Raw genomic sequence first — 26,915 nt, forward strand, 5'->3', positions numbered from 1 at the left:
GCTCGCTTCGGTGAGGGACTCGGTGCCGGCGAGCGGGCCGGCGGTGGCGATGGCCATGGGGTATCCTCCGGGCATGCAAAGACGTCGCCCGCGATGCGGGCATGGGGGTGCCTTCGCCCGGGGATGCGGGCGTGGCAGGGTTTCGTGCGGTGGGACGAGGGGCGGGACCGCCTTCTGTCGGGCGCGTCCCGCCGGGTATCAGGCCGCCTTGAGCGGCGGGGCCTTGTGCAGGTCGAGCGGCCGGCCGGCCTTGGCGACCTGGCCCGGCCCGTCGTGGCCGACGAGGCGGGGCAGGTCGCGGGAGAGGGCGATGAGCGCGTCGAGGTCGAGGCCGGTCGCGAGCCCCATCTCCTCGGCCATGCTGACCAGGTCCTCGGTGCAGATGTTGCCGGTGGCGCCGGGTGCGAACGGGCAGCCGCCGAGGCCCCCGAGCGCCGCATCGAACCGGTGCGCACCGGCCTCGAAGGCCGCGAGCACGTTGGCGAGGCCGCAGCCGCGGGTGTTGTGGAAGTGCAGCGTCAGGCGCTCCGGCCCGACCAGCGGCAGCACCCGGGCGACGAGGCGGGCGACCTGGCGCGGATTGGCCATGCCGGTCGTGTCGGCGAGCGTCACGCCGTCGACGCCCAGGCCCAAGTAGCGCTCGACCTGCGCCACCACCTTGTCCTCGGGCTCTGGGCCCTCGAACGGGCAGCCGAAGGCGGTCGCGGCGGTCGCGTTGACGCTGACCTGGCCCCGCACCGTCTCCATGATCGCGGCAAAGCCCCGGATCGAGGCCTCGGGCGTCATGCCCATATTGGCGCGGTTGTGGGTCTCGCTCACCGAGGCGACGAGGTTGATCTCGTCGGCACCAGCCGCCAGCGCCCGCTCGGCGCCCTTCGGGTTCGGGACGAGGGCGACGTAGGTGGTGCCTGGGCGGCGGGTAATGCCCGAAAACACCTCGGTCGCGTCGGCGAGCGCCGGCACCGCCTTCGGCGAGACGAAGGACGAGACCTCGATGCGGGTGAAGCCGGCCGCCGAGAGCGCGTCGATCAGCCCGATTTTCTCCGCGGTCGGCACGAAGACCGGCTCGATCTGGAAGCCGTCGCGGGTCGCGACCTCCTGGACGATGATCGAATCCTGGATGACGATCTCGCTCACGCGACAGCCCCGTTCTGGCGCAGCGCCGAGATCGCGGCCTCGTCGAAGCCGAGCTCGGACAGGACCGAGTCGGTGTGGGCGCCGAGGGCCGGGCCCTGCCAGCGCACGGTGCCGGGGGTCTCGGAGAGCTTCGGCACGATGCCGGGCATCTTCACCCGCGCGTCGCCGGGCAGGTCCGCCTGCAGGATCATGTCGCGGGCGAGGTAGTGCGGGTCGGTCACGATGTCGGCGACCGAGTAGATCCGGCCGGCCGGGACCTCGGCCCGGTCGAGCACCTCCAGCGCCTCCGTCACGCTCCGGCTCTTCGTCCAGTCGGTGATGACGGCATCCAGCATCGCGGCCTGTTTCGAGCGGCCCTCGTTGTTGCGGAGGCTGAGATCCTCGGCGAGGTCGGGCCGGCCGATCGCCGCCATGAAGCGGCGGAAGATCGGGTCGCTGTTGCCGGCGATGACGACGAAGCCGCCGTCCCTGGTCGGATAGGTGTTCGAGGGCGTGATGCCCGGCAGCGCCCCGCCGGTGCGGGTGCGGACCTCGCCCAGGAGGTCGTATTCCGGCACCAGGCTCTCCATGACGTTGAACACGCTCTCGACGAGCGAGACGTCGATGACCTGGCCGGCCCCCTGGCCGGTCTTGACCCGCAGGAGCGCCATCAGGGCGCCGATGACGCCGTGGAGCGAGGCGAGCGTGTCGCCGATGCTGACGCCGACGCGGGCCGGCGGGGTGCTCGGATCGCCGGTGGTGAAGCGGAGGCCGCCCATGGACTCGCCGATGGCGCCGAAGCCGGGCCGGTCGCGATAGGGTCCGGTCTGGCCGTAGCCGGAGATGCGGACCATCACGAGGTTCGGGTTGAGGCCCGAGAGCACGTCCCAGCCGAGGCCCAGCTTCTCCAGGCCGCCGGGCCGGAAGTTCTCGACCACGACGTCGGCGCTCTCGGCGAGCTGCTTGACGACCGCGAGGCCCTCCGGCGACTTCAGGTTGACGGCGATCGACTTCTTGTTGCGCGACTGCAGGTACCACCAGAGCGAGGTGCCCTCGTGCATCTTGCGCCACTTGCGCAGGGGGTCGCCCTCGCCGGGCGGCTCGACCTTGATCACCTCGGCGCCGAATTCCGCCATCAGGCGCGTGGCGAAGGGCGCGGCGATGAGCTGGCCGAGTTCCAGAACGCGAATGCCCGCGAGCGGTCCGCTCATGGCGTGTCCTCCATCAGTCTTGGTTGTGCATGTCTATACTGGAGGAGGGCGGCAGCGATCCAACCGTATCTCGCGAGCAATCGTTCGCGGACGGAGAACGCAAGCGAGGAGGAACGCGGGATCAGGACGCGGCGGCCGGGGAAAGGTGCGCTTGGGACCGATGCGCTTGGGACAGATGCGCGACGAGGAGCCCGGCGGCGGGCGAGAGCGTGCCGGGCCGCGTCACGATGATCAGTTCGCGCGCGGCCCAGGGATCGACGAGCGGCACCGCCGCGAGCTGCATCGCCCCGCCGATCAGGCCGAAGACCTGCTCGGGGATGACGCCGAGGCCCATATCGGCCTGGACCATGCGGCAGACCGCGTCGAAGCCCGGCACGTGCACCCGCAGGCGCAAGGGGCGGCCGGTGCGCTGCGCCTCGGCGCGGACGCTGTCGTAGATCGAGCTCTGGGCGTGCAGGCCGATGAAGTCGTAGCCGAGCGCCTCCGCGAAGGCGATCGAGGGGCGCGCGGCGAGCGGGTGCTCCTTGCGCATCACCAGGACGAGCCGGTCGCGCCGGTAGAGGTGGCTGCGCAGGTCGAGCGCCGCGACGGAGCCGGAGCAGATCCCGATCTCGGCCGCGCCCTCGGCGACGCCGCGGATCACGCCGCCGCTCGGCCGCTCCTCGAGGTCGATCTTGATCGCGCCGTGCCGGGCCAGGAAGGCGCGCAGGTCCTCGGGCAGGAACTGCACGATCGCCGAGAGGTTGGCGAGCATCCGGACGATGCCGCGCACCCCCTTGGCGTGCTCGGCGAGTTCGAGCGCGATCTGCTCGGCGCTCGCCAGCATGCGGCGGGTGTGGTGGAGCAGCGTCTCGCCGGCGGGAGTCGGGCGCATGCCCCGCGGCTCGCGGGTGAGCAGCTGGCACCCCAAGGCCTGCTCCATCTCGCCCAGGCGCTTGCTCACGGCGGACGGCGCGATCGCGGCCGCCCGCGCCGCGCCGTTGAGCGTGCCCTCCTCGCAGATCGCCGCGAACAGCCGCAGCGTCTTGAGGTCGAGGCGGTTGAGGAGGCCGGAGGCGGGAAGCTCGTCGGGAATGGCGCGTTCACTCCTCGCAGTTGGGTAAGTTGACCGGAGCTTCGGCAGGATTGCGACCCGCGCATGCCGGCCGCGGATCGTACGCGCCTCGGCGGCGGCGCGCCAACGCGCCGTCGGTCCCGGCCTCTGCGGCAGCGCGGGCCGTCCGTCGCGGGCCGCTCGTGGGCCCGGCCCTCGCCGAATGGATGCGGGCCTTCCGCCTGCGTGAGGGCTCACGCCTCTTCGACCGAGCGGGTCCCGATGATCGACGAATACCCTGTGTTCAGGAGGGCATGATACAAAGATTACTGGCCGTCAGCCGCGATACACCTATTGATGTCGACCGCGAAGCCTGTGATCGATCACCGATCGTCGGGAAACGAGTCCGCACGGGATGCCGCACGAGAACCTGCGAGAGCGGTCGATTCACGCCGCCGTGCGGGTTTCGCGCACTGGTGGGATTGGCTGCCTTCCCTTAAGGTGCCTCGGTAGAACCCGGTCACGATTCGAGCGGTGCGAGGGACGAGGGCGGCCATGCGGTCTGTGCAACCGGCGGAACTCACGGCCTGCGACAAGGAGCCGATCCACATCCTCGGCACGTTGCAGCCGCACGGCTTCCTGCTGGCGCTCGAGGGACCGGACCTGCACGTCGCCCAGGCCAGCGCGAACCTGCCCGACCTCCCCGGCCGCCCGGCGGCGGACGCCCACGGCAAGTCGCTGGCCGAGGCGATGCCGGAGATCGGGGCGCCCCTCGTCGAGGCGCTGACGACGCAGCTCGACCACGACGGCGCGGCCTATCTCGGCGTCCTGACCCTCGAGACCGGGGCCGGCCCGCGCCTCTACGATCTCGCCGCCCACCGCTCCGGCGACCGGACGGTGCTCGAATTCGAGGAGAATGCCGGCGAGACCGCCGCGTCGGGCAGCCTCGACACGCTCTACCCACGGCTGCGGGCCTTCATCGAGGCGCTGCACGGCGCCTCCAGCGTCGAGGAGCTGTGCGGGCTGCTCGCCGCCGACATCCGCCTGCTCACCGGGTTCGACCGCGCCCTGGTCTACCGCTTCGACCGCGAGTGGCACGGCACCGTGGTGGCCGAAGACGGCAACGGCGTGCTGCCCTCCTATCTCGACCTGCGCTTTCCCGCCTCCGACATCCCGGCCCAGGCCCGCGAGCTCTACCGCCGCAACCGGCTGCGCATCATCCCGGATGCCGGCTACGAGCCGGTGCCGCTGGTGCCGCCCCTGTCGCCGACGACGGGCCAGCCCCTCGATCTCGGCCAGTCGATCCTGCGCAGCGTCTCGCCGGTCCATGTCGAGTACATGCGCAACATGGGCACCATGGCGTCGATGTCGATCTCGATCCTGGTCGAGGGCGCGCTGTGGGGCCTGATCTCCTGCCACAACAAGACGCCGCGGCGGGTGCCGCTGCAGACCCGCAACGCCTGCGACATCCTCACCCAGACCTTCGCGCTGCAGCTCGCCGCCAAGGAGCGCGGGGCGCTCTCCGAGCAGCGCCTGGCGCTGGGGGCGATCCAGTCGCGGCTCCTCGGCTTCATGGCCGAGGAGGAGACCTTCGTCCAAGGCTTCCTCAACCACCCCGAGGACGTGCTGGCGATGGCCAATGCCGGCGGGGCGGCGATCGTCACCGACCAGCGCTGCCACCTGATGGGCCGCACCCCCTCGGAGCGGCAGGTGCGGGCGGTCTACGACTGGCTCTCGGCCGAGCATGGCGGCGAGGCGGTGCACGTCACCGACGCGCTCGGCGAGGAATTCCCGCCGGCGCGCACCATCGCCGACACCGCGAGCGGGCTCCTCGCCATCTCGATCTCGGAGAAGTACGCCAGCTACGTGCTGTGGTTCCGGCCCGAGGTGGTGCAGACCGTGCGCTGGGGCGGCGAACCGCAGAAGGTCACCTCCAAGGACCCGGCCGGCGGACCCGACCGGCTGCACCCGCGCAAGTCCTTCGAGACCTGGAAGGAGACACTGCAGGGCCGCTCCCTGCCCTGGACCGTGCCCGAGATCGATACCGCCAAGGACCTGCGCGCCGCGGTGCTCGGCATCGTGCTGCGCCGGGCCGAGGAGCTGGCGGCGCTCACCGAGGAATTGCAGCGCTCGAACAAGGAGCTGGAGGCGTTCTCGTACTCGGTCAGCCACGACCTGCGGGCGCCGTTCCGCCACATCGTCGGCTACGCCGAGCTGCTGCGCTCGCGCGAGGGCGAGAAATTCACCGAGCGCGGCCGGCGCTACGTCGACACCATCATCGAGGCGGCGTTCTCCGCCGGCACCCTCGTCGACAACCTGCTGACCTTCTCGCAGATGGGCCGCAACGCCCTCAACCGCATCCCCTGCGACATGAACCAGCTCGTCGAGGACGTGCGCCGGAAGATGATCCGCGACATCCCCCTCGAGCGGGCGATCCGCTGGCAGGTCGGACCGCTGGGCCGGGCCCAGGCCGACCCGGTGATGATGCGGCTGGTGATCGAGAACCTGTTGTCGAACGCGGTCAAGTACACCCGCGGCCGGCCCGAGGCGGTGATCGAGGTCTCGCGCGAGGCCGACCGCGAGGGGGAGGCAGTCTTTTCCGTGCGCGACAATGGCGTCGGCTTCGACATGGCCTATGTCAACAAGCTGTTCGGCGTGTTCCAGCGCCTGCACCGGGTCGAGGAGTTCGAGGGGACCGGGATCGGGCTCGCGAATGTCCGCAGAATCGTCGAGCGTCACGGGGGGCAGGTCTGGGCCGAGGGCGTCCTCGGCCAGGGCGCGACCTTCCACTTCACGCTCCCCATCCGTTAGAGACGCGCCATGGCCGACCTCAAGCCGATCCTCCTCGTCGAGGACAACCCCAACGATATCGAGCTGACCCTCGCGGCGCTCGAGAAGAGCCAGCTGGCGAACAAGATCGTCATCTGCCGCGACGGCGCCGAGGCACTGGAATTCCTGCGCCGCCAGGGCCCGCACGCCGACCGGCCGGCACAGGACCCCGCCGTGGTGCTGCTCGACCTCAAGCTGCCGAAGGTCGACGGGCTCGAGGTGCTGGCGGCGGTGAAGGGCGACCCGAAGATGCGGGCGATCCCGATCGTGATGCTGACCTCGTCGCGGGAGGAGAGCGACCTCGTGCGCTCCTACCAGCTCGGCGTGAACGCCTTCGTGGTCAAGCCGGTCGGGTTCAAGGAATTCTTCGAGGCGATCCAGGACCTCGGCGTGTTCTGGGCCGTCCTCAACGAGCCGCCGCCGCACCGCACCGATTGGACCTCCGGTGAGTGAGGCGACGGCGCCGGCGGACGGCGGCGCGCCCCTGCGCATCCTGCTGCTCGAGGACAGCGACCTCGACACCGAGCTGCTCTGCGCCATCCTGGAGGATGCGCGTCTCGCCGTCGCGGTCGACCGGGTGATCACCCGCGACGCGTTCACGACGGCGACCGTGCAGCGCCGCCACGACATCATCCTGGCCGATTACGTGCTGCCCGCCTTCGACGGGATGAGCGCGCTCGCCACCGCCCGGGCGAACTGCCCGGAAGTCCCCTTCGTGTTCGTCTCCGGCACCCTCGGCGAGGACGTGGCCGTCGAGGCGCTGAAGCACGGCGCCACCGACTACGTGACCAAGCAGCGCCTCGACCGGCTGCCGCGGGTCATCCTGCGCGCCCTGTCGGAGGCCCGCGCCCATCTGCGCCGCGACGCCGCCGAGCAGGCCCTGCGCGACCTCAACGAATCCCTCGAGCAGCGCGTCACGGAACGGACGCGGGAGCTCGCCGAGACCAACGCGGCCCTCCAGCACCAGATCGCCGAGCGCGAGCGGATCGAGGATGCCCTGCGCCAGGCCCAGCGGCTCGAGGCGGTGGGCCAGCTCACCAGCGGCGTCGCCCACGACTTCAACAACCTGCTCACGGTGATCGCCGGCAACATCGAGTTCCTGGAGCGCGCGGTCTCCGACGAGCGCTCGAAGCGCCGGCTCGACATGATGCGCGGCGCGGCCGAGCGCGGCGCCCGGCTGACGGCGCAGCTCCTCGCCTTCTCGCGCCGCCAGAAGCTCGCGCCGGTGCCGGTGCAGCTCAACCAGACCGTGGCCTCGATGCGCGACCTCCTCCAGAGCTCGATGGGCGGCTCGGTCCGCATCGAGATGACGCTGCAGCCCAACCTCTGGCCGGCCCTCGTCGACGCGACCCAGATCGAGCTCATCATCCTCAACCTCGCGATCAACGCCCGCGACGCGATGGCGGTCGGCGGCTGCCTGACGATCGAGACCGCCAACGTGGCGCTCACCGCCGAGCCGACCCGGCCCGAGGAACCGCCGCCGGGCGACTACGCCATGGTGGCGGTGAGCGACACCGGCACCGGCATCGCGCCCGACGTGCTCGCCCGGGTGTTCGAGCCGTTCTTCACCACCAAGGAGGTCGGCAAGGGCTCGGGCCTCGGCCTCGCCCAGGTCTACGGCTTCGCCAAGCAATCGGGCGGCGGCGTGGGCATCGAGACCGCGCCCGGCGAGGGCACCTCGGTGCGGGTCTACCTGCCGCGGGTGGCGGCGGAGGCCGCCCCGCGCGAGGTGCGCCCGGTCGAGATCGACTGCGCCGGCTGGCGCGACCCGGGCGACAGGCGGGTGGTGCTGGTCGTCGACGACGACAGCGCCGTGCGCGACATCACCACGACGCGCCTCGGCGAGGCCGGCTACGCGATCCGCGAGGCGAGCTCGGGCTTCGCGGCACTCCAGGCGCTGGAGGCCGACCCCTGCGTCGACCTCGCGGTGCTCGACTTCGCGATGCCGGGCATGAACGGGGCCGAGGTCGCGACGGTGATCCGCAGCCGCTGGCCGCAGATCCAGATCCTGTTCGTCACCGGCTACGCCGACCACACCGCCCTGTCGCGGATCGAGGGCGGCGGCGAGGACCGGGTGGTGCAGAAGCCGTTCCGCGGCGAGGACCTGGAGCGCAAGGTCGCTTCGATCCTCGAGCCGCGCCCGCGGCTGACCCTGGTGAGCGGCGGGGCCGAGGCGCCGGTGCGGGCGGCGGGAAAGGCGCGGGGGTAGCGGCGCACGCGGACGACCCGATTACACCGCGACAGATCTCGCACCCCAGGGCCAGAACCCGATCAGCTTGACCATGTGGGGGCTGCTTCCGACCCTCAGCAGCCCTTCACGCGTTCAAGCAGACTGAGCTTAGGTTCCAACGTCGAGGAACCCGCCCCGCCGCCTACCCGGCAGACAAGTCTTCGATGACGATGATCCTAGCGTCCAACGTGCAAAGTCGGGCGCAGATGCGATCGGTAAGAGCAGGGGTGAGATCCCGCACCATCACCGTCACGGTCGATGGCGTCCCATGACGGACCCCGACATGGCATTGCAGACCCTCCTCGACCAAAGAGCCTAGCAACTCAACAACCTGTCTGATGCTCACCTCGCCCTTGGTGCGAGCGGGTTGATCTGGATGCACGATGGCCTCCGTTCTCGGAACCCCGACTACGGTCCCGGGCCGCGAAGTGCGACGAGGATCAGCCGCCATCCAATCGACGCTGGAGCCACTCCTGCGCCTCGTCCAGATCGGCGAACTTAGGCTGGCTTTGGTCATCGACCCGGCCGAACCCCGCCTCCAAGAACCACATGTCTGCTTCGTCCTCATGATCGTCAGAGAGGCGCACCAGTACGGCCACGAGGAATCCATCCGCGAAGACCAGATGGCTCTCCGTGTCGCCGCTACCCATCGCAATCGGCATGGGCTGAAGATGAAGGCTCATGCGGCTCGCCGTTCCAGATGCAGATACGTCGGATCAAAGTCGCACAGCTTGGCGATTTCCTGCCAATTATTAATCTCGAGCTTCCCACCGTGCAACGTTATCAATTCTCCTCGGCGTAATTCTCTCAGTGTACGATTGACGTGGACGTTCGACAGCCCGAGCGCATCGCCCAGTTCTGCTTGCGTGATCGGCAGCCGGTAGGCGTGATCCCGCGCGAGCCCTACCGCCTCGAGCTTGACGTACATCTCGCAGAAGAGGTGCGCGATCGCCTCGGTTGCTGAGCGCCGACCTATCCCAGTCATCCACTGCCGGAAGATCGCTCCGTCCACCAGGGTGTCACGCCAAAGCTTCGCCGCGATGTCCGGGAGCGCGGCCGTCAGTTCGAGCAGTGCCTCGTGCGGGATGAACGCCACCGTAGCCTGCGTCATCGTACACACGCTGTGATCCATCACCTTCAGGTGCAGGCTCTGCAGGTCGGGGATGTCGCCCGGAATGTGGAACGAGAAGATCTGGCGCTTGCCCTCGCTGAGGACCTGATAGCGGCACATCCAGCCCTCTAGTAGCAGGCAGCACTGCGACGGCTGATCCTTCTCCCGCACGATGTCCTGATGCGCAGCCAAATGCCTGCCCGTGACTGGCAGGTGCTCGATGGCCCGCCGCTCCTCGTCGGAAATCCGCGAGATGCTCTCCAACTTGCGGATGAGCATGTCCATGGAGTGGTTCGGTGTGGGGGCCATAGCGGGCTCCCCCTTGCTTTGCAGGTGGAAGCGCACGGCTCTCCCGGCCAACGGCACCTGTCGCGGATACGCCGATGATGCGATGAAAGTGGGTCGGATGTTGGTTTTTGCGAGTAACTTAGATCAACCTGGGGCATATTATTTTTGTGCAAGGCGTGTGTTTTTGTGTCGATTTAGCTCTTTGAGAGCATCATTCAATCGGATTTTCGCCCGTTGTGATTGGATAAATTTCTCAAGTTTTACAGCAATTTGCCTCGATTTTTTTAGATGGAAATCTCTACATCCAACCGGCCGTGTCCTGCCGCAGGGCGATGTAGTCCCCGCCCAGGGCGGCAAGCTGGCATTGAAGCTCCAGGGATCTGACCCGATGGTTGCGCGCCAACATGCGTAGCACGTCAGCCGCGCCGCTTTGGCCATCGGCATCCAGCTCGGCAGCAACCTCAACCACATGGTCAGCTACCGCCTCAACCGCCGCGATGCCGTTAGCCATCGTGCGCATGTAATCCAGCATCTCGTACCGTTCGTTCATGTCGGCCTACGCGCCATCAACCAGCCACGCGGCACTGAGGGTCAAGGAAGCCGCGAAGAGGTCTCGCCCAGCCTCATCGCGCATCAGCACCGAAACCTCTCGGCCTTGACCCGCGCCTGTCTCATCCCGCGCGATGGCAGGCAGAATTGCAATCGCAGCATCACGAGCGGCATGGGCGTTGGGGAACTCAGTCCCCACATCATCTTCCATAAAGTCGCCAGCGCGGGTATCGAAAAAAAACCGGGGCATTAGATGCTCTAACAGTCGTCGGCAGGCGGGGGTCGATATCGACGATCCGACGTCCGTAAATCGACAGCAGGCAAGGCGCACTAACATAGATCCAGAAGCGCACATTTACTCTCAACCGTCTCCTGATAATCTAAGAGGTGCACAATTAAATAATATGTTGCTGTGGTCATGGCTACGATCGCGGCCTGACGGTGGCGTCGGAGACGGCCGCTCCCCACCCTCAGCAGCCCTTCATGCGGTCAAGCTGATAGGGTCTTGACCCGAGTGTCATCCCGGGGCCGCGCGGCGGAGGATGTCGAGACCATCGCGCGGAGCGAAACGGGCTTGAGGAGGGCTGCTCCATGTCGGATACCAACACGCTCGACGCCCTGCGGCGGTCCTTCGACGATCCCGCGGGTATCACGGTGCTGCCGCCGGTCCACCCGGGCGAGATTCTGCGCGAGGAGTTCATGGCGCCGCTCGGCCTCTCCGCCGGCGCGGTCGCCAAGGCCCTCAACCTGCCGCGCTCGCGCATCGAGCGCATCGTGAAGGAGGAGATCGGCATCAGCGCCGACACCGCCCTGCGAATTTGTGAAGCGGATGATCTGGGCCGCTCCTTCCGCACCTCGCACCTGTTCTGGCTCAACCTCCAGATCCGCTTCGAGAGCGAGACGCTGCTGGCGGCGATCGGAGCCGAGCTGGACGGGATCAGCCCCGTGCCGGACGCGGCGTGACGCTCCTGCGGCGCAGGGACGAGGCAAGCCGCGTCAGCAGTGCCGCAGACGCTTCCGATCCGACGTGCTAGGTTCGCTCCGATAAGGACCGGTCCGCACGCTCGGCCGGCCCACGGGAGGATGAACGCCGCATGGCAGGACCCATGGTGACGTCCATGGCCGAAGCCCGACCGATCCGGATCCGCGTCCCCGCGCAGGCGGGAGTGGACGCCGTCCGCCGTCGCATCCCCCCGATCACGCGAGCCCGCGCGCCCCGATCCCCGTCGGCCGGCCTCCGCGCCGCGCGCCCGCTCGCGCACCCCGTTCCGCATCGCATCGCGAGGTTCTCATGACAGTGACCAAGTTCGGTCTCGGCCAGCCGCTGCGCCGGGTCGAGGATCGTCGGCTGATCACCGGCGAGGGCCATTACGGCGACGACCACGCCCCCGAGGGCTGCCTGCACGCGGCCCTGCTGCGCAGCCCGCATGCCCACGCCACGTTCACCATCACCGATATCGAGGCCGCCCGGTCGATGCCCGGCGTGCGCCTCGTGCTCACCGCCGAGGACGTGGCCAATCTCGGCGACATCAAGTGCCAGGCGCCGCTGCCCAACAGCGACGGCAGCCAGAACCACGTCGCCAACATCCCGCTGCTCGCCAAGGGCGTCGTCAAGCATATCGGCGACGCCGTCGCCTTCGTGGTCGCCGACACGGTGGCCCAGGCCCGCGACGCCGTCGAGGCGATCGGCATCGATTACGACGTGCGGCCCGCCGTCGTCGGCATCCGCGGCGCGATCGCCGGCGGCGCCGCCGCCGTGTGGGACGAGCAGCCCGACAACGTCTCGTTCGACGCGACCATGGGCGACAAGGCGCCGGTCGACGCCGCCTTCGCCAAGGCCGCCAAGGTGGTGAAGGTCGAGGTCGAGAACCAGCGCCTCGTCACCAACTACATGGAGACCCGCAGCGTCGTCGCCGAGTACGATGCGGGGGCCGAGCGCTTCACCCTCACCATCCCGAGCCAGGGCGTGCACGGCCTGCGCAAGACCCTGACCGGCGTGCTCGGGGTCGCGAAGGACCAGATCCGCGTCGTCACCGGCGATGTCGGCGGCGGCTTCGGCACCAAGACCTTCACCTACCGCGAGTACCCGCTGGCGGCGGAAGCCGCGCGCCGGCTGAACCGGCCGGTGAAGTGGGTGTCGGAGCGGGGCGAGCACTTCGTCGCCTGCACGCAGGGGCGCGACAACCTCTCGGTCGGCGAGGTCGCGCTCGATCAGGACGGCACCTTCCTCGCCATGCGCTTCGACGTGATCGGCGATCTCGGCGCCTACCTGTCGCAGTACGGGCCCTACATCCCCTATCTCGGCGCCACGATGCTGACCGGCGTCTACAAGACCCCGGCGGTGTTCGTCCGGGTGCGCGGCGTCTACACCAACACCGTGCCGGTCGACGCCTATCGCGGCGCCGGGCGGCCGGAGGCGGCCTACCTGATCGAGCGCCTGGTCGATCGGGCGGCGCGGGAGACCGGGATGTCGCCGGCCGAGATCCGCCGGCGCAACTTCATCCCGCCGAGCGCGATGCCCTACACCACGCCGATCGGCGACCGCACCTACGACACCGGCGACTTCGCCGCCCATATGGGCCGCGCCATCGAGGCGGCCGACTGGGGCGGCTTCGAGGCCCGCGCCGAGGAGTCCCGCCGCAACGGCCTGGTCCGCGGCATCGGGCTCGCCACCTACATCGAGTGCACCGCCTGGGGCGAGGGCGAGGACGTCAAGATCACCCTCGACAAGGACGGCGGCGCCACCGTCTATGTCGGCACCCAGTCGAACGGGCAGGGCCACGCCACCGCCTACGCCCAGTTCGCCGCCGAGCATCTCGACCTGCCGCTGGAGCGCATCCGGATGGTGCAGGGCGACACCGACAAGGTCGCGACGGGCGCCGGCACCGGCGGCTCGCGCTCGATTCCCGTCGGGGGCATCTCGGTGGGGGCAGCTTCGAAAAACCTCGCCGGCAAGCTCAAGGAGCTCGCCTCCGAGGAGCTGGAAGCGGGTGTGGGCGACCTCGAGATCGCCGAGGGCGCGGTGCGGGTGGCCGGCACCGACAGGTCGATCGACTTCGCGGCGCTGGCGAACCTGCCGAAGGCCAGCGAGGCGATGCTGACCGGCCAGGGCGACTTCGTGCCGCCGAGCGCCACCTACCCCAACGGCACCCACGTCGCCGAGGTCGAGATCGACCCCGAGACCGGGATCACCGAGGTCGTGCGCTACTCGATCTGCGACGATTTCGGCATCGTGGTGAACCCGCTGCTGCTGGCCGGCCAGGTCCATGGCGGCGTGGTGCAGGGCATCGGCCAGGCCCTGCACGAGCGCACGGTCTACGACGACGACGGCCAGCTCCTGACCGCCAGCTTCATGGACTACGCCATGCCGCGGGCCGGCGACGTGCCGTTCTTCCACTTCGAGACGAAGAACGTGCCCTCGACCACCAATCCGATGGGCATCAAGGGCGCGGGCGAGGCGGGCAGCATCGGCTCCTGCCCGGCGGTGATGAACGCGGTGGTCGACGCCCTCGACCGCAGCGTGGGCCTGCGCGACATCGACATGCCGGCGACCCCGGCCCGGATGTTCGCGGCCCTGGCGCCCCTGCGCAAGGCCGCCGCCGCCTGATGGCGACGGTCCTCGCGTCCTGAAGCGCGGCGCCCGGCCCGCGGCGCCCGGCCTCCTGGCCGGGCGCCGTTTTCATGAGCGGGGGACCAGGGGCTGCTCAGGTATAGACGCCCGGCGCCGTGGCGGTCGCGAAGGCGCCGTCGCCCGCCTGCACCGCGCGGCCCTCGCCGGCGCCGTACTGCAAGAAATGCTCCAGCGGGTTGATGCCGGCCGCCGCCACGTCGGGATTGGCCGCCAGGTAGGCCTTGGTGTCGAAATTGGCCGAGGGGTCGCGGCCCTCCTTCCAGCCATATTGCAGGTAGTGCTGGAGCGGGTCGATGCCGGCCGCGGCCACGTCGCTGTAGGCGGCCAGATAGCCCTTGGTGTCGAAATAGGCGTTCGGGTCGCGGCCCTCGCGCCAGCCGTACTGGCCGAAATGCGCCTCCGGGTCCTGGCCGGCGAGCAGCACGTCGGTGTACTGGCTGAGATAGAACAGGTCGTCGACCGCGGCGTTGCCGTCGGCCTGCACGATCGTGCGGTCGGAGAACTCAAACACCTCGGTGTTCTTGACCTCGTCGGTGCCCGTCGATCCGCGGAAGGTCACGAGCGAGCCCGAGGAGGCGACCGCCAAGTCGCGGAAGGCGGCGTCGAACACCGCCGTGTCGGTGCCGGCCGCGCCGTCGAGCCGGTCATTGCCCGGGCCGCCATTCATCCGGTCGTTGCCGACATCGCCGAACAGCACGTCGTTGCCGGCATCGCCGAACAACGTGTCGTTGCCGAGATCACCGTCGACGAGATCGTTGCCGTCGCCGCCGCTCACCAAGTCGTCGTCCTCGCCACCGGCGACGAAGTCGTTGCCGGCCTCACCGAACACCTGGTCGTTGCCCTGCTCGCCGACGAAAAAGTCGTTACCGGCGCCGCCGTAGATCGTGTCGTTGCCCGGATTGCCGGCGGCGTAGTCGTCGCCGTCCTGGCCATAGATCAGGTCGTCGCCGGCCTCGCCGATGAGCTGATCGACACCGCCGCCGCCATAGATGACGTCGTTGCCGGGTCCGCCGGCGATGTAGTCGATGTCGGCCCCGCCGGTGACGACGTCGTTGCCGTCCTGCCCGTCGATGCGGTTGAAGCCGCCCGGATCGGTGATCGTGTCGTTCCCTGGGAGCCCCAGGATGACGTCGTTGGCGGTCGTCCCGGTGAGGACGTCGTTGCCGTTCGTGCCGAGGATCGTGGCCATGCTTCATCCTTCCGAGGATTGGACAGGAGTTGCGACGGCGCAAAGTTATCAACACCAAACGATCGAACTTTAATTCATGTGAATCGATGTGTGTTTTTGGCCATTATCTGCATTATTGCTGACGTCGGGACGATCACTACTTGTAACGTGCGAATATCGACGGCGCAGAATTCTGCGCCGCCGGGTTAACAGACAGGATCGAGGGAGGCGCCGCGCCGGCGCCTCCCGGCCATGGCGGCTCAGGCCGCCTTGCCGGCCTTGGATGAACCGGACTTGGACGAACCGGACTTGGACGAACCGGACTTGGACGAACCGGACTTGGACGAACCGGACTTGGTGTCGCCGGGCTCCGTCTCGCCGGAGGCGGGCTCGTCGCCCTCGGCGTTGAGGCGCTCGGCGAGGTCGGTCAGCAGCTGGTCGGTCTTCTTCTCTTCCTGGAGCGTCTCGTCGAGCAGCCGGGCGGCGTCCTCGTGGCCGAGCTGGAGCGCCCAGGTTTTCAAGGTGCCGTAGCGAGCGATCTCGTAGTGTTCGAGGGCTTGGGCGCACGCCGCCAGCACGGCATCCGCGGCCGGGCCGTCGCCGAAATCTTCCAGATCCTCCTCCATCTCGCTCGTCAGGCCCTGCATCGCCTCGCAGGTCTTGCCGCGGGCGGGCTTGCCGATGATGTCGAAGACCTGCTGGATCCGCTCGACCTGGGTTGCGCTCTCCTCGGCATGGGTCTCGAAGGCCTGCCGCAACTCCTCGTGTTGCGCCGACTTGGCCGCCTTCTTCAGCGCACGGACCGATTGCCGCTCGGCATAGTACACGTCCTTGAGCGTCTCGTAGAACGCGTCCTGCAATGTCTTCTGCTTCGTTGCCATACGCGCGCCTGCCTTGACTTTAGGTCAGCTGACCCGATCACCGGCTCGTCGAACCGAGACCGCAGGCAGAACGCGGGAAATCTGGCTGGGATCCGGGCAGATTCGTGGAAAATCGACGGGGAGGCTCCGGGCGGGCAACGGTCGGCCGTGGAGCGAGGCGTCGCGCCGCCGGGGCGATCGTCCCCGGCGGCTCTCGTAGTCCGGTCGTTCCTCAGCAGGACAGCTTGCGGCCCTCGCGGAAGCCGTGGACCTGGAAGTGCTTCTGGCCCGACTCCATCTTGCCGGCGAGCACGGCGCGGGCCACGTCCGGATTGCAGCGCAGGTACTCGCGCTCGTTGAAGGCGGCGCCACGGTTGCGCTCGCCGTAATCACGGTCACGAGACCCGTAGTCGCGCTCGCGGCCACGGTAATCGTCCCGCCGGCCGTAATCGTCGCGGCGGTCCCGAGAGTCGCGGTCGCGGTAGTCGCTGTCGCGGCTGCGGTAGTCGCGATCCCGATAGTCGCGGTCGCGGTCGCGGTAGCCGTAATCGGGGCCGCCGTAGGGTTGAGCCGTGGCGGTGCCCACCGCGGCGATCAGGCCCAATCCGACGACCGCCATCATCCCGAGCTTCTTCATCGTCCGTCATCCCCCTTTGCCAGGCGCTTCGTCGCCGCTGGGGAAGCTAGAGCGATCGTGGGCGATGGGGATAGCGCCGTCATGTCCCGGTGGAGGTGGTCGTCTGCGTAAGGGCCCGTCACGCCAGGCCATAGAGGTGGCAGGCGACGGCCCGGCCCGGGGCCGCCTCGCGCAAGGAGGGCGCCTCGACGCGACACCGATCGAAGGCGTGCGGGCAGCGGGGATGGAAGTGGCAGCCCGGCGGGGGCTTGAGCGGCGAGGGCGGCTCGCCCTCCTGGAAGCTCATCGCCACCGGCCGCTCCGGGTCCGGCACCGGGGAGGAGGCCTTGAGGAGCTGGGTGTAGGGGTGCAGCGGCTCCTCGAAGAGCGGGCCGACCGGGCCGCTCTCCACCACCCGGCCGAGATACATCACGGTCACCCGCTGGCAGAAATGCCGGACCACGCCGAGATCGTGCGAGATGAACACGAAGGCGAGGTTGCGGGCCTGGCGCAGCGATTCGAGCAGCCGCAGGATCTGCGCCTGGACCGAGACGTCGAGGGCCGAGACCGGCTCGTCGGCGAAGATCAGGTCGGGCCCGAGCGCCAGCGCCCGGGCGATGCCGATGCGCTGGCGTTGGCCGCCGGAGAATTCGTGGGGAAAGCGCGCGGCGGCGGTCGCCGGCAGGCCGACCTCGGCCAGCAGCGCGGCGACGCGCTCCGAGCTTTCCGCCCCGCGGGCGAGGCCGTGGACCCGCAGGGGCTCGGCGAGGGCCTCGCCGATGCGCTGGCGCGGATCGAGGGAGGAGGCGGGGTCCTGGAACACGATCTGCATCCGCCGCCGCAGGCGCCGCAACGCGCCGCCAGGCGCCGCCAGCACGTCCTGCCCGTCGAACCGCACCGCGCCGCCGTCGGCCTCGGTGAGGCGGAGCGCCACCCGGGCGGTGGTGGACTTGCCGCAGCCCGACTCGCCGACGATGCCGAGGGCTTCGCCCCGCGCGACCGTGAACGACACCCGATCGAGGGCGCGCACGAGGCTCGTCTTCGCGACCGGGAAGCCGCGGCGGATGGTGAAGCTCTTCGAGAGGTCCTCGACCTCGAGGAGCGGAGGTGTCGTGCTCATGCGGCCCTCACCCAGCAGCGCACCGCGTGGTCGGGCGCGCCCGGGAGCGGCACCAGCGGCGGACGATCGCGGCAGCGATCCTCGCGGAGAGAGCAGCGGCCCTGGAAGCGACAGCCCTCCGGCATCTCCGGCAGGGTCGGCACCGTGCCGGGGATCGCCGCCAGTTCCTGCACCCGGTCGACCCGCGGCATCGCCTGGAGCAGGCCTTCCGCGTAGGGGTGGGTCGGCCGGGCGAAGAAGGCGCGCACCGGCGCGCTCTCGACCACGTCGCCGCCATACATCACCATCACCCGGTCGGCGACCGAGGCGACGACGCCGAGATTGTGGGTGATGAGCAGCACCGCCAGCCCTTCGCGGCGCTGGATGTCGGCGAGCAGCGCCAGCACCTGCGCCTGGATGGTGACGTCGAGCGCCGTCGTCGGCTCGTCGGCGATGAGCACGCGGGGGCTGCAGGCGAGCGCCATCGCGATCATCACCCGCTGGCGCATGCCGCCGGAGAACTGGTGCGGGTAGGCGTCGATCCGCTCGGCGGCGGAGGGAACCCGCACCCGCTCGAGGAGGGCGATCGCCTTCTCGCGCGCCGCCGCCTTCGACAGGCCGCGATGGCGCCGCAGCGCCTCGGCGATCTGGAAGCCGATGGTCAGGACCGGGTTGAGCGAGGTCATCGGCTCCTGAAAGATCATCGCCAGGCGGTCGCCGCGCATCGCCTCGCGCTGGGCTTCCGTCGCCGCCCGCATGTCGGTTCCGTCGACCACGATCGAGCCCGCGGCGACGCGGCCGACCTTCGGGGCCAGCAGCCCCATCACCGACAGGGCCGTGAGGCTCTTGCCGCAGCCCGATTCGCCGACGAGGGCCAGGGTCTCGCCCCCGGAAACCGCGAACGAGACCCCGCGCACCGCGTCGTACCAGGTGCCGCCGGCCCGGATCTGGGTGGTCAGCCCCTCGACCCGCAGGAGATCGGGTGTGCTCATGAGATGGGGTGTGCTCATGGGGCCCCCCGCGGGTCGGTGGCGTCGCGCAGGCCGTCGCCGATCAGGTTGAGGCCGATCATCACGGCGAGGATCGCCAGGCTCGGGAAGATCGACAGCCAGGGCGCGTCGAGCAGGTTGTCGAAGCCCTCGCGGACGATGCTGCCCCAGGTCGCGGTCGGAGGCGGCACGCCGAGGCCGATGAAGGCGAGGGTCGATTCGGTACGGATCGCAGTGGCGAGCCAGAGCGAGGCCAGCACCACCACCTCGTCGAGGATGTTCGGCAGGATGTGGCCGAACATGATGCGGAAGTCCGAGTAGCCGAGCGCCCGGCAGGCATCGACGAAGTCGCGCTGGCGCATCGCGAGGGTCGAACCCCGGGCGATGCGGATGAAGGCCGGGATCGCCGTCACCGCGATGGCGAGGATCAGGTTGCCGAGGCTCGGCCCCAGGACCGCCACCAGCATCAGCCCCATGATGAGCTGCGGGAAGCTGAGCAGCACGTCGGTGGCCGCCGTGATGAGCCGGTCGGTCCAGCCGCCGAAATAGCCCGCCACCACCCCGATCACCGTGCCGGCGACGACGCCGATGAGGGTGGCGAGGAAGCCGACCGAGAGCGAGATCCGGGCGCCCCAGATCACCCGCGAGAGCACGTCGCGGCCGAAGAAGTCGGTGCCGAACCAGTGCTCGGCGGACGGGCCCATCAGGGCGGCGACCGGATCCTGCTCGTTGGGATCGTACGGTGCGATCCAGGGGGCGAGGATGGCGAGGACGACGACCGCGATCACCGTGACGGCGCCGATCATCAGGCCCGGCGAGCGGGTGGCCCGGCGCCAGGCGCTCGGGGCGGCGGAGGCGGCGGCCGCGCTCATTGGGCCAAGACCCGCGGATCGACGAGGCCGTAGGCGATGTCGGTGAGCACGTTGGCGACCACGATGGCGAAGGCGGAGACGACCATCAGGCCCTGGAGCAAGCTGTAGTCGCGCTGGGTCAGCGCGGTCACGATCAGCTTGCCGAGGCCCGGGCGGTTGAACACGATCTCGGTCAGCACCGCGTTGCCGATCAGCACGCCGAGATAGAGCCCGACCACGGTGACGACCGGGACCAGCACGTTGCGCAGCGCGTGGCGCCAGACCACGATCCGGGCCGGCATCCCCTTGGCGCGGGCGGTGCGGACGTAGTCCTCGCCGAGCGCCTTCAGCATGCCCGAGCGGGTGACGCGGGTGACGTAGGCGACCATCAGGAGCCCGAGATTGAGCGCCGGCAGCACCAGCGCGCCGAGCCGGTCGAGGATCCCGCCGGTGCGCGGGGTCGAGATCACCGGGAACCAGCGCAATTGCACGGCGAAGGCGATCAGCAGCAGGATGCCCGAGACGAAGGCCGGGAAGGACACGCCGGCGAGGGACACGATGCGGGCGATCCAGTCGGCGAACCCGTCGCGCCGGCGCGCCGCCACGACGCCCAGCGGCACGCCGACCCCGACGCCGATGGCGACGGCGGCCAGCGTCAGCTCGATCGTGTAGGGCAGGACGTGGGCGACGTCCTCCAGCACCGGCCGGTTGGTGGTCAGCGAGCGGCCGATATCGCCGGTGGCGATCTGCCCCATGAAGCTGAGGTATTGGACGACGATCGGCTGATCGAGCCCGAGCTTCGCCCGCAGGTCGGCTCGGGCGGAGGCGCTCGCCTGGTCGCCCAGGATCACGATGGTCGGATCGCCCGGCACCACCCGCACGAGCACGAACACCACGGTCAGCACCGCCACCAGCGTCGGGATCGCCAGGAGGAAGCGCTTGAGGATGAACTGGAGCATGGGCGGGCCGGGGGTTGGAGGAAGCACGGTGTCGGATCAGGCGCGGGTTTCTCCCTCCCCCCTCTGCGGGAGAGGGTGCCCGGCGGAGCCGGGCGGGAGAGGGGCAGCGCGACGCTGATCCAGATGGCGCCCTTCATGGAGCGCGCGACCTCTCCGGAAGCGGCGTCCCCTCTCCCGGCCCGCTCCGCGGGCCACCCTCCCCCGCAGAGGGGGGAGGCGATACGCACGTCCTGCCGTGAGAAACCGGCAAGCTGCGCGCCGAGAAGGACTTACTTCTTGTCCGTCGCTTCCGTGATCACCGGCCCCAGATGGATCGCACCCTTGAAGTCGTAGCCGTAATCGACCGTCTTCCGGTGCGCCCAGACCTGCAAGCCTTCCGAGAGCGGCACGGCGCAGACCTGCTCGATGATCTTCACCTGCGCGTCCTTCCACAGCGCCTTCTGCTTCTCCGGATCGGGCTCGGTCCGGGCCTTGCGGATCTCGGCATCCGCCGCGTTGCAATGGGAGAAGTTGGTCACGGCCGTCGGCGTGCCGACCGTCGAGGCCGAATCGAAGAACTGGGTCAGGTAGGTGTCGGCGACGGGAAAGCGCGCCGCGGCGTAGTAGACCGCGTCCGACAGGTCCTTGCGGATCTGGGCGTGGAAGGTCTGGTGGTCGACGACGTCGAGCTTCAGCTCGATCCCGGCCTTCTTGAGCTGGCCCTGCACGATCTGCATCGCGGTCAGCATGGTCGGCAGGCTGGTCTGGATCGCCGTGATGGTGATCCCGTTCGGGTGCCCGGCCTCGGCGAGCAGCGCCTTGGCCCTGGCGAGGTCGTAGGCCGGGAGCGGCGCCTTGTCGTCGGTGCCGAGATAGCCCTTGGGGATGATCGACACCGCCGGCTCGGTGACGCTGGCGCCCTTGAACTGCACGATCTGCGCTTGGCTGATCGCGTGGGCGATGGCGCGGCGCACCCGCACGTCGTCGAGGGGCTTGTGGCTGATGTTGAGATGCAGCAGCGCGAGTTCCGCCGGCCGCACGATGTCGACCGTGACGTCGGCCTCGCGGCCGAACCGCTCGGCCCAGCGCTGGTCCTGGCGGCCGTAGACGATGTCGAGCTCGCCCGAGGTGAAGGCGAGGTCGCGGGCCGCATCCGCCGGGATCAGCCGGTAGAGGATGCCGCCGAGCTTCGGCGTGCCGCGGAAATAGTCGGGGTTGGCGACGAGCCGCACGCTCTCGTTCGGCTTGTACTCGGCGAAGGCGAAGGGTCCGGTGCCGATGGGCTTCAGGCGGAAGTCGTTGCCGAGCGCCTCGACCGCCTTGCGGCTCAGGACGTTGCCGCCGTGGTAGTTCGCCACGAGGCCCAGCAGCGACGGCACCGGGTGCTTGAGGGTGATCCGCACCGTGGACGGGTCCACCGCCTCGATCGCGTCGAAGGCGGCGTAGTCGGTCGAGAACGACGACGTCTTGGGATCGGCGGCGCGCTTCAGCGAGAACACCACGTCGTCGGCGGTCATCTCGCCGTAGCCGCCGTGGAACTTCACGCCCTTGCGCAAGGCGAAGGTCCAGGTGCGGCCGTCCTCCGAGCGGGTCCAGGATTCGGCGAGGTCCGGCTCCAGGGTCTCGAGGCTGGTCGAGCCGGGCTTGAACCGCACCAGCCCGTTGAAGATCCAGGAGACGACCGGCTTGTCCTGGGTGCTGGTGGCGCGGAACGGGTCGAGCTGGCTGACATCCGCCGCCGCCATGCCGATCGTCAGGGTCTTGCCATCGGGTGCCTTGGGCGTTTGCGCGAGAGCCGGCCCGGCGGCGAGCAGGGCGGCCGCGGCGAAGAGGAAGCGTCTCATCGTGGTGATCCCCCTGGGTTTCTCTTAATGTTCGATCTCGCCCTCCGACCGGTACGGCCCGCGCCACGCGGCGAAGCGCTCGATCCGGAACGGCTGGAGGGGGGAGGCGGAGCGCCCCTGCGTCACGAGCTCCGCCAGGATCTCGCCGACGGCCGGGCCGAGCTGGAAACCGTGGCCGGAGAAGCCGAAAGCATGAACCAGGCCGGGCGTGGTGCCGGAGGGCCCGATCACCGGAATGTGGTCCGGCATCTCGCCGTCGAGCCCGCTCCAGCTGCGAATGACCTGGGCGTGGGCGAGATCCGGGATCAGCGTCAGGGTCTTCCCCATCGCGCCGAGCGAGACCGCCGAGACGGGCCGGGCGAGGCCGTCGGCGATGTCGGCCGTGCCGCGCCCGCCGCCGAGGACCACGTTGCCGCGGCGGGTCTGGCGCACGTAGACGTCGCCGCCGACGACCCCGATCGAGCGGGTGACGAGCGGGCCCGACGGTTCGGTCACCACCATGTTGGGGGAGAGCGGCGCCACCGGGGCGGTCTCGCCGAACCAGCCCGCCACCGCGCCCCCGTAAGCGCCGGCGGCGTTGACGAGGCTGCGGCTCTTCACCGTCACCCCCTCGGCCTCGACCGTGAAGCCGGACCCGTCATGGATCGCGTGGCGCACGGGGGCGTGCTCACGCACCTCCGCCCCGAGGCGGCGGGCCAGCCGCGCGAAGGCCGGCCCCACCACCCGCGGATTGGCCTGCCCGTCGGTCGGCGAGAGCGAGGCGCCGACGACCGCCGGGCCGAGCCACGGCATCTCGGCGCGCAAGGCGTTCGGGCCCAGCAGCTGGAGGTCGAGGCCGTGCCCGGCGGCGTCGCGGGCATAGGCCTCCAGCACCGCCATGTCGGATTCGGAGCGCGCGAGCTTGATGTGGCCGGTCGCCTCGAACCCGACATCCTCGCCGAGCTTGGCGTTCAGGCCGTCCCACAACACCCGGGCGCGCTGCGACAGCGGCAGCTCCGCGAAATCGCGGCCCTGCTGGCGCACGCCGCCGAAATTCACCCCGCTGGCGCCGGCGCCGCACAAGCGCTTTTCCAGGAGGGCCACGGTGAGCCCGGCCTCGCGCAGGGCCACGGCGGCCGCGCAGGCCGCGGTGCCGCCGCCGATGATCGCGACGTCGACGGTGAGGTGCTCCATCACGCCGGCTCCCGCAGCGGGATCGGCTTGATCGGCGCCTGCCCGCGCAGGCGGCCGACCGTCTCGACCGGCACCCGCAGGTGGTGGGCCAGGATCTCGGCGGCGGCGTGGCCGCAGACCCGGCCCTGGCAGCGGCCCATCCCGGCCCGGGTCAGGGCCTTGAGGCGGTTCATCTCGCTCGCGTCCCGCTCGGTCGCGGCGCGCCGCAGGGCGCCCGCGGTGATGCCCTCGCAGCGGCAGACGATCTCGTCGTCGGCGATGCTCTCCACGATGTGGTGCGGGTAGGGGTAGGCGGCTTCCAGCGCGGCGCGAAAACGGGCCTGCCGGGCGAGAAGCCGGTCGAGCCGGGCCTCGCGGGCGGCGTCGCGCGGCCGGCCGAGATCGGCGAGCAACGTCAGCGCCGTGCGCTCGCCCTGGAGTTCGGCCACGTCCGCCCCGCCGATGCCGCTGCCGTCGCCGGCGAGATAGACGTGCGGGTGCGAGGCGCGGCCTTGCGCAGAGCGCTCCGGCTGCCATTGCCGCGTCACCGGATCGAACGCGAACCGGCAGCCGGCGAGGTCGGCGGCTTGCGCCTCGCTGCGCAAGCCGAACGAGGCGCCGACCCCGTCGCAGGCGATCCGGTGCCGGCGGCCGCCTGCATCCTCGAAGGACAGAGCTTCGACCTGCATCGTGCCCTCGACCGCGACCGCCCGCACGCCGGGGCGCACCGGCAGCCCGCGCAAGGCGCCGCGCAAGGTGTACCAGACCCCCTTGGCCAGGGTCGCCGGCATCGCGGCGAGGCGGGGAGCCGCCATCACCTTGGGCTTCAGCGGCGTGACGTCGAGCACGGCCACGACCTCCGCCCCCGCCTTGGCGTATTGATGCGCGACGAGGGGCAGGAGCGGCCCGGCCCCGACGAGCGCGACGCGCCGGCCGATCGCCATGCCCTGCGCCTTGAGGGCGATCTGCGCCGCCCCGAGGGTGAACACGCCGGGCAGGGTCCAGCCCGGGAAGGGCAGGGTGCGGTCCATGGCCCCCGTCGCGAGGACCAGCCGGTCGGCCGCGATCCGGTCATGGCCCTCGGGCCCGAGGCAGTCGAGGTCGAAGCCAGCCGGCTCGCGCCCTGAGAGCCCCCACACTATCGTGCCGGGACGGTAGTCGATCCGCGGGGCCAGCGCATCGGCGAGGTCGTGCAGCGCCGTCGCCCGGCCGGCCTCGAAGCCGTAGAGGTCGGCGGCCGGCCGCTCGGCGCCCGGCGGCGGCCGGCGGTAGATCTGGCCGCCGGCGCGGTGGCCCTCGTCGACGAGGAGCGGGCGCAACCCCGCCTCGGCGAGGACTTGCGCCGCCCTGAGGCCCGCCGGCCCGGCGCCGACGATCGCGACGACCGGATCAGCCACAGACGCCTCCCGTGACCACCGCCCCAGTGATCGCCGCCCCCGTGATCACCGCCATGCCGGGCTCGACCAGGGTGGTGCAGGCGCGCACCCGGCGACCATCCGCCAGGGTCACCCAGCAATCCTGGCAGGCGCCCATCAGGCACCAGCCGGCCCGCTCGCCGGGCCCGAACTCGAAGCGGCGGAGAGAGTGCCGGTGCAGCAGGATCGCGGAGAGCAGCAGGTCGCCGGCCTGCGCCTCGACCGCCACCCCGTCGATGGTGAAGGGCACGGCCGGGCCGGGCCGCTGCGCGAGGCGGCGGAACAGCCCGGTCACAGCATGTCCTCGTGCCGGCAGTTCAGCAGGAGTTCGGCGACGCTCGCGGTGTTCGGCAGCCGCACCAGCGTCTCGATCACGGCCGCGACGTCCTCCGGCCGGGACATCAGGTCCCGCGGCTGCTTGGTGACGTGGGCCGTCATGTCGGTCTCGACGAAGCCGGGGCAGAAGGCGGTCGCCCGGATGCCGTGCTCCCAGCCCTCGCGCCGCACCGCCTGGGTCAGGCTGACGAGCGCGGCCTTCGCCATGGCGTAGCCGGCATTGTCGTTGCGCACCCGCTTGCCCGAGAGCGAGGCGATGTTGACGATCCGCCCGGACCCCGACGCGACGAGGTGCGGCCAGGCCGCCCGGATCAGCCGCATCGGCGCCTTGACGTTGACGGCCATCAGCGCGTCGAAGGCGGTCTCGTCGGGATCGAGGAAACGGGCCATCGGGTTGATGCCGGCGGCGTTCACCAGCACGTCGATCCGGCCGAATTCGTCGAGCGTGGCAGAGGTCCAGGCCTCGGCGGCGCCCGCCTCCGCGGCGTCGTAGCGGCAGGCGTGCCACGGGGCGGGAACTGAGCGCGGATCGCGCAGGCCGGCGCTGATCCGGTAGCCGGCCGAGGCCAGCCGCTCCGCCACCGCCCGGCCGATGCCGCGTGAGGCGCCCGAGACCATCGCGACCCGTCCCGCCGGCTCAAGCATCGCCGCCCCGCTGTCCCGGTGATCGCCGCATCGACGCCATCTCCCCGTTCGCCACCGGAGGATTGATCGTTGCCGTGCCTTGAGCAACACCTATTTCGGCAGGCGAACGATTTTGCCGGCGTTCTTTCGCTGGATGAAAAAGATGAGCGTGAGCGACGAAACAGGCCCGGCCGAAACGAAATCGACCGACCGATCCGGGCCGGCGCGTCTCGCCGGGCTGCTGCGCCATCTCGGCGAGGCGGGTCCGGGCGGCGCGCGTCTGAGCGCGCTCGCCGCCGCCGCCGGCCTGCCGGCGCCGACGGCCCTGCGGCTGCTGCGGGCGCTCGTCGCCGAGGAGCTGGTCGACCTCGATCCGGGACCTAAGACCTACCGGCTCGGCCTCGGGCTGTTCCGGCTCGCCGCCCAGGCCGGCAACCCGCTGGGCCTGCGCGACCTCGCCCGCCCGGCCCTGCTGCGGCTCACGGGGGCGCTCGGCGAGACGGTCTTCCTCCTCGTGCGCAGCGGCTACGACGCGGTCTGCATCGACCGCTCGGCGGGCCCGCTGCCGATCCGCTCCTTCACCGGCGATATCGGCGGCCGGGTGATGCTGGGTCTCGGCCAGGGCTCGCTGGCGATCCTGGCGCACCTGCCGGCGGAGGAGCAAGAGGCGGTGATCCGCTACAACCTGCCGCGAATCCGCGAGGCGACGAGCCTGGACGAGGCCTTCCTGCACACCGAGATCGCGCGGACCCGGACCCTCGGTTACTGCGCCGCGGCGTCGGGCCTGATCCCCGGCATGGCCGGGCTCGGCGTGCCGATCCTCGATGCCGAGGGCCGCGCGGTGGCGGCGCTCAGCGTCGGCAGCACCGTCGACCGCCTCGCCGGCGAGCGCCGCGAGGCCATCGCCGGCATGCTCCGGCGCGAGGCGGCCGGGATCGCCGCCCGCCTCAACCCCTTCGACGAGACCCTGCGCCGGGCCGGCGCCGCGATGGAGCGCCCGGCGCCGTGACGGCGAACGCGGACGA

At 70.3% G+C, this 26,915-nt stretch carries 25 protein-coding genes (1 of these 25 running past the window's edge); 6 read left to right on the forward strand and 19 right to left on the reverse strand.

What is annotated here, in order from left to right:
* The 4 genes from DK412_RS24590 to DK412_RS24605 form a co-directional block, all read right to left on the reverse strand.
* Positions 1 to 57, reverse strand: partial view of an MFS transporter gene (locus DK412_RS24590; RefSeq protein WP_109974108.1) — the beginning only. The gene continues 1,266 nt to the left of window position 1, outside the view; only the first 57 of its 1,323 coding nucleotides appear in the window; the start codon lies at positions 55 to 57; its stop codon lies off the left edge, out of view.
* Between the two features lie 141 nt (positions 58 to 198).
* Complete coding sequence (locus DK412_RS24595) at positions 199 to 1,128, reverse strand: hydroxymethylglutaryl-CoA lyase (protein ID WP_245571981.1); 930 nt, start codon at positions 1,126 to 1,128, stop codon at positions 199 to 201.
* Positions 1,129 to 1,133: 5 nt separating this feature from the next.
* A complete protein-coding gene (locus DK412_RS24600; protein ID WP_109974109.1) occupies positions 1,134 to 2,327 on the reverse strand; it encodes a CaiB/BaiF CoA-transferase family protein in 1,194 nt (397 codons plus the stop codon).
* A 121-nt stretch (positions 2,328 to 2,448) separates the two neighbouring features.
* The gene (locus DK412_RS24605) at positions 2,449 to 3,453 is read right to left on the reverse strand and encodes a LysR family transcriptional regulator (protein ID WP_348629406.1); all 1,005 of its coding nucleotides are present in this window, start codon (positions 3,451 to 3,453) and stop codon (positions 2,449 to 2,451) included.
* A gap of 462 nt (positions 3,454 to 3,915) precedes the next feature.
* On the opposite strand from DK412_RS24605, the gene DK412_RS24610 reads away from it, so the two are divergent.
* Genes DK412_RS24610 through DK412_RS24620 form a run of 3 tightly spaced genes read left to right on the forward strand, consistent with a single transcriptional unit; the run spans position 3,916 to position 8,398 of the window.
* The gene (locus DK412_RS24610; protein ID WP_109974110.1) at positions 3,916 to 6,171 is read left to right on the forward strand and encodes an ATP-binding protein; all 2,256 of its coding nucleotides are present in this window, start codon (positions 3,916 to 3,918) and stop codon (positions 6,169 to 6,171) included.
* 9 nt (positions 6,172 to 6,180) lie between these two features.
* On the forward strand, positions 6,181 to 6,642 hold the full coding sequence (locus DK412_RS24615; RefSeq protein WP_109974111.1) for a response regulator: 462 nt from the start codon (positions 6,181 to 6,183) through the stop codon (positions 6,640 to 6,642).
* Positions 6,635 to 8,398: a response regulator gene (locus tag DK412_RS24620; RefSeq protein ID WP_109974112.1), complete on the forward strand. Its 1,764-nt coding sequence runs from the start codon at positions 6,635 to 6,637 to the stop codon at positions 8,396 to 8,398. Before DK412_RS24615 ends, DK412_RS24620 begins: the two co-directional genes overlap by 8 nt.
* Positions 8,399 to 8,859: 461 nt before the next feature.
* Here the strand turns inward: DK412_RS24620 and DK412_RS24625 are convergent, their stop codons facing one another.
* From DK412_RS24625 to DK412_RS24635, 3 genes are all read right to left on the reverse strand, one after another.
* Complete coding sequence (locus tag DK412_RS24625) at positions 8,860 to 9,102, reverse strand: hypothetical protein (RefSeq protein WP_109974113.1); 243 nt, start codon at positions 9,100 to 9,102, stop codon at positions 8,860 to 8,862.
* On the reverse strand, positions 9,099 to 9,815 hold the full coding sequence (locus DK412_RS24630; RefSeq protein WP_245447241.1) for a Crp/Fnr family transcriptional regulator: 717 nt from the start codon (positions 9,813 to 9,815) through the stop codon (positions 9,099 to 9,101). Before DK412_RS24630 ends, DK412_RS24625 begins: the two co-directional genes overlap by 4 nt.
* Positions 9,816 to 10,116: 301 nt before the next feature.
* Entirely contained in the window at positions 10,117 to 10,350 is a 234-nt protein-coding gene (locus DK412_RS24635; RefSeq protein ID WP_109974114.1) for a hypothetical protein, read from the reverse strand.
* A gap of 608 nt (positions 10,351 to 10,958) precedes the next feature.
* Here DK412_RS24635 and DK412_RS24640 point away from each other — a divergent pair.
* Together DK412_RS24640 and DK412_RS24645 are read left to right on the forward strand one after the other, a co-directional pair.
* On the forward strand, positions 10,959 to 11,330 hold the full coding sequence (locus DK412_RS24640; protein ID WP_109974115.1) for a HigA family addiction module antitoxin: 372 nt from the start codon (positions 10,959 to 10,961) through the stop codon (positions 11,328 to 11,330).
* A gap of 328 nt (positions 11,331 to 11,658) precedes the next feature.
* Positions 11,659 to 13,974: a xanthine dehydrogenase family protein molybdopterin-binding subunit gene (locus DK412_RS24645; protein WP_109974116.1), complete on the forward strand. Its 2,316-nt coding sequence runs from the start codon at positions 11,659 to 11,661 to the stop codon at positions 13,972 to 13,974.
* A gap of 97 nt (positions 13,975 to 14,071) precedes the next feature.
* Here the strand turns inward: DK412_RS24645 and DK412_RS24650 are convergent, their stop codons facing one another.
* The 12 genes from DK412_RS24650 to DK412_RS24705 form a co-directional block, all read right to left on the reverse strand.
* The gene (locus DK412_RS24650; protein WP_109974117.1) at positions 14,072 to 15,187 is read right to left on the reverse strand and encodes a calcium-binding protein; all 1,116 of its coding nucleotides are present in this window, start codon (positions 15,185 to 15,187) and stop codon (positions 14,072 to 14,074) included.
* A 239-nt stretch (positions 15,188 to 15,426) separates the two neighbouring features.
* On the reverse strand, positions 15,427 to 16,047 hold the full coding sequence (locus tag DK412_RS24655) for a DUF892 family protein (RefSeq protein WP_109974118.1): 621 nt from the start codon (positions 16,045 to 16,047) through the stop codon (positions 15,427 to 15,429).
* 211 nt (positions 16,048 to 16,258) lie between these two features.
* Positions 16,259 to 16,663, reverse strand: a complete 405-nt coding sequence (locus tag DK412_RS24660; protein WP_109974119.1) for a hypothetical protein — start codon at positions 16,661 to 16,663, stop codon at positions 16,259 to 16,261.
* Positions 16,664 to 16,781: 118 nt separating this feature from the next.
* Positions 16,782 to 17,762: an ABC transporter ATP-binding protein gene (locus DK412_RS24665; protein ID WP_109974120.1), complete on the reverse strand. Its 981-nt coding sequence runs from the start codon at positions 17,760 to 17,762 to the stop codon at positions 16,782 to 16,784.
* The gene (locus DK412_RS24670; protein WP_109974121.1) at positions 17,759 to 18,733 is read right to left on the reverse strand and encodes an ABC transporter ATP-binding protein; all 975 of its coding nucleotides are present in this window, start codon (positions 18,731 to 18,733) and stop codon (positions 17,759 to 17,761) included. Before DK412_RS24670 ends, DK412_RS24665 begins: the two co-directional genes overlap by 4 nt.
* A gap of 14 nt (positions 18,734 to 18,747) precedes the next feature.
* On the reverse strand, positions 18,748 to 19,602 hold the full coding sequence (locus tag DK412_RS24675) for an ABC transporter permease (protein WP_109974122.1): 855 nt from the start codon (positions 19,600 to 19,602) through the stop codon (positions 18,748 to 18,750).
* Positions 19,599 to 20,540, reverse strand: a complete 942-nt coding sequence (locus DK412_RS24680; RefSeq protein WP_109974123.1) for an ABC transporter permease — start codon at positions 20,538 to 20,540, stop codon at positions 19,599 to 19,601. Before DK412_RS24680 ends, DK412_RS24675 begins: the two co-directional genes overlap by 4 nt.
* A 269-nt stretch (positions 20,541 to 20,809) precedes the next feature.
* Positions 20,810 to 22,363 (reverse strand): ABC transporter substrate-binding protein, encoded by a 1,554-nt coding sequence (locus DK412_RS24685; RefSeq protein ID WP_109974124.1) that lies wholly within the window; start codon positions 22,361 to 22,363, stop codon positions 20,810 to 20,812.
* 24 nt (positions 22,364 to 22,387) lie between these two features.
* Complete coding sequence (locus DK412_RS24690; protein ID WP_109974125.1) at positions 22,388 to 23,536, reverse strand: FAD-binding oxidoreductase; 1,149 nt, start codon at positions 23,534 to 23,536, stop codon at positions 22,388 to 22,390.
* Entirely contained in the window at positions 23,536 to 24,912 is a 1,377-nt protein-coding gene (locus tag DK412_RS24695; RefSeq protein ID WP_109974126.1) for an NAD(P)/FAD-dependent oxidoreductase, read from the reverse strand. The genes DK412_RS24690 and DK412_RS24695 overlap by 1 nt, the downstream gene beginning before the upstream one ends.
* On the reverse strand, positions 24,905 to 25,225 hold the full coding sequence (locus DK412_RS24700) for a (2Fe-2S)-binding protein (protein WP_109974127.1): 321 nt from the start codon (positions 25,223 to 25,225) through the stop codon (positions 24,905 to 24,907). Before DK412_RS24700 ends, DK412_RS24695 begins: the two co-directional genes overlap by 8 nt.
* On the reverse strand, positions 25,222 to 25,911 hold the full coding sequence (locus tag DK412_RS24705; RefSeq protein WP_109974128.1) for an SDR family NAD(P)-dependent oxidoreductase: 690 nt from the start codon (positions 25,909 to 25,911) through the stop codon (positions 25,222 to 25,224). The genes DK412_RS24700 and DK412_RS24705 overlap by 4 nt, the downstream gene beginning before the upstream one ends.
* Positions 25,912 to 26,053: 142 nt before the next feature.
* Here DK412_RS24705 and DK412_RS24710 point away from each other — a divergent pair, with 142 nt between their 5' ends.
* On the forward strand, positions 26,054 to 26,899 hold the full coding sequence (locus tag DK412_RS24710; RefSeq protein WP_109974129.1) for an IclR family transcriptional regulator: 846 nt from the start codon (positions 26,054 to 26,056) through the stop codon (positions 26,897 to 26,899).
* Positions 26,900 to 26,915: the final 16 nt, after the last annotated feature.

The organism is Methylobacterium sp. 17Sr1-1 (genome assembly GCF_003173775.1).
In the GTDB taxonomy this organism is placed as follows: Bacteria; Pseudomonadota; Alphaproteobacteria; order Rhizobiales; family Beijerinckiaceae; genus Methylobacterium.

Excerpts from the sequence above, each read along its gene's own strand:
- DK412_RS24600 (WP_109974109.1), bottom strand. The coding sequence starts at position 2,327 with ATGAGCGGACCGCTCGCGGGCATTCGCGTTCTGGAACTCGGCCAGCTC.
- DK412_RS24610 (WP_109974110.1), top strand. The coding sequence starts at position 3,916 with ATGCGGTCTGTGCAACCGGCGGAACTCACGGCCTGCGACAAGGAGCCG.
- DK412_RS24615 (WP_109974111.1), top strand. The coding sequence starts at position 6,181 with ATGGCCGACCTCAAGCCGATCCTCCTCGTCGAGGACAACCCCAACGAT.
- DK412_RS24625 (WP_109974113.1), bottom strand. The coding sequence starts at position 9,102 with ATGAGCCTTCATCTTCAGCCCATGCCGATTGCGATGGGTAGCGGCGAC.
- DK412_RS24630 (WP_245447241.1), bottom strand. The coding sequence starts at position 9,815 with ATGGACATGCTCATCCGCAAGTTGGAGAGCATCTCGCGGATTTCCGAC.
- DK412_RS24635 (WP_109974114.1), bottom strand. The coding sequence starts at position 10,350 with ATGCTGGATTACATGCGCACGATGGCTAACGGCATCGCGGCGGTTGAG.
- DK412_RS24640 (WP_109974115.1), top strand. The coding sequence starts at position 10,959 with ATGTCGGATACCAACACGCTCGACGCCCTGCGGCGGTCCTTCGACGAT.
- DK412_RS24645 (WP_109974116.1), top strand. The coding sequence starts at position 11,659 with ATGACAGTGACCAAGTTCGGTCTCGGCCAGCCGCTGCGCCGGGTCGAG.
- DK412_RS24650 (WP_109974117.1), bottom strand. The coding sequence starts at position 15,187 with ATGGCCACGATCCTCGGCACGAACGGCAACGACGTCCTCACCGGGACG.
- DK412_RS24655 (WP_109974118.1), bottom strand. The coding sequence starts at position 16,047 with ATGGCAACGAAGCAGAAGACATTGCAGGACGCGTTCTACGAGACGCTC.
- DK412_RS24660 (WP_109974119.1), bottom strand. The coding sequence starts at position 16,663 with ATGAAGAAGCTCGGGATGATGGCGGTCGTCGGATTGGGCCTGATCGCC.
- DK412_RS24665 (WP_109974120.1), bottom strand. The coding sequence starts at position 17,762 with ATGAGCACGACACCTCCGCTCCTCGAGGTCGAGGACCTCTCGAAGAGC.
- DK412_RS24670 (WP_109974121.1), bottom strand. The coding sequence starts at position 18,733 with ATGAGCACACCCGATCTCCTGCGGGTCGAGGGGCTGACCACCCAGATC.
- DK412_RS24675 (WP_109974122.1), bottom strand. The coding sequence starts at position 19,602 with ATGAGCGCGGCCGCCGCCTCCGCCGCCCCGAGCGCCTGGCGCCGGGCC.
- DK412_RS24680 (WP_109974123.1), bottom strand. The coding sequence starts at position 20,540 with ATGCTCCAGTTCATCCTCAAGCGCTTCCTCCTGGCGATCCCGACGCTG.
- DK412_RS24685 (WP_109974124.1), bottom strand. The coding sequence starts at position 22,363 with ATGAGACGCTTCCTCTTCGCCGCGGCCGCCCTGCTCGCCGCCGGGCCG.
- DK412_RS24690 (WP_109974125.1), bottom strand. The coding sequence starts at position 23,536 with ATGGAGCACCTCACCGTCGACGTCGCGATCATCGGCGGCGGCACCGCG.
- DK412_RS24705 (WP_109974128.1), bottom strand. The coding sequence starts at position 25,911 with ATGCTTGAGCCGGCGGGACGGGTCGCGATGGTCTCGGGCGCCTCACGC.
- DK412_RS24710 (WP_109974129.1), top strand. The coding sequence starts at position 26,054 with ATGAGCGTGAGCGACGAAACAGGCCCGGCCGAAACGAAATCGACCGAC.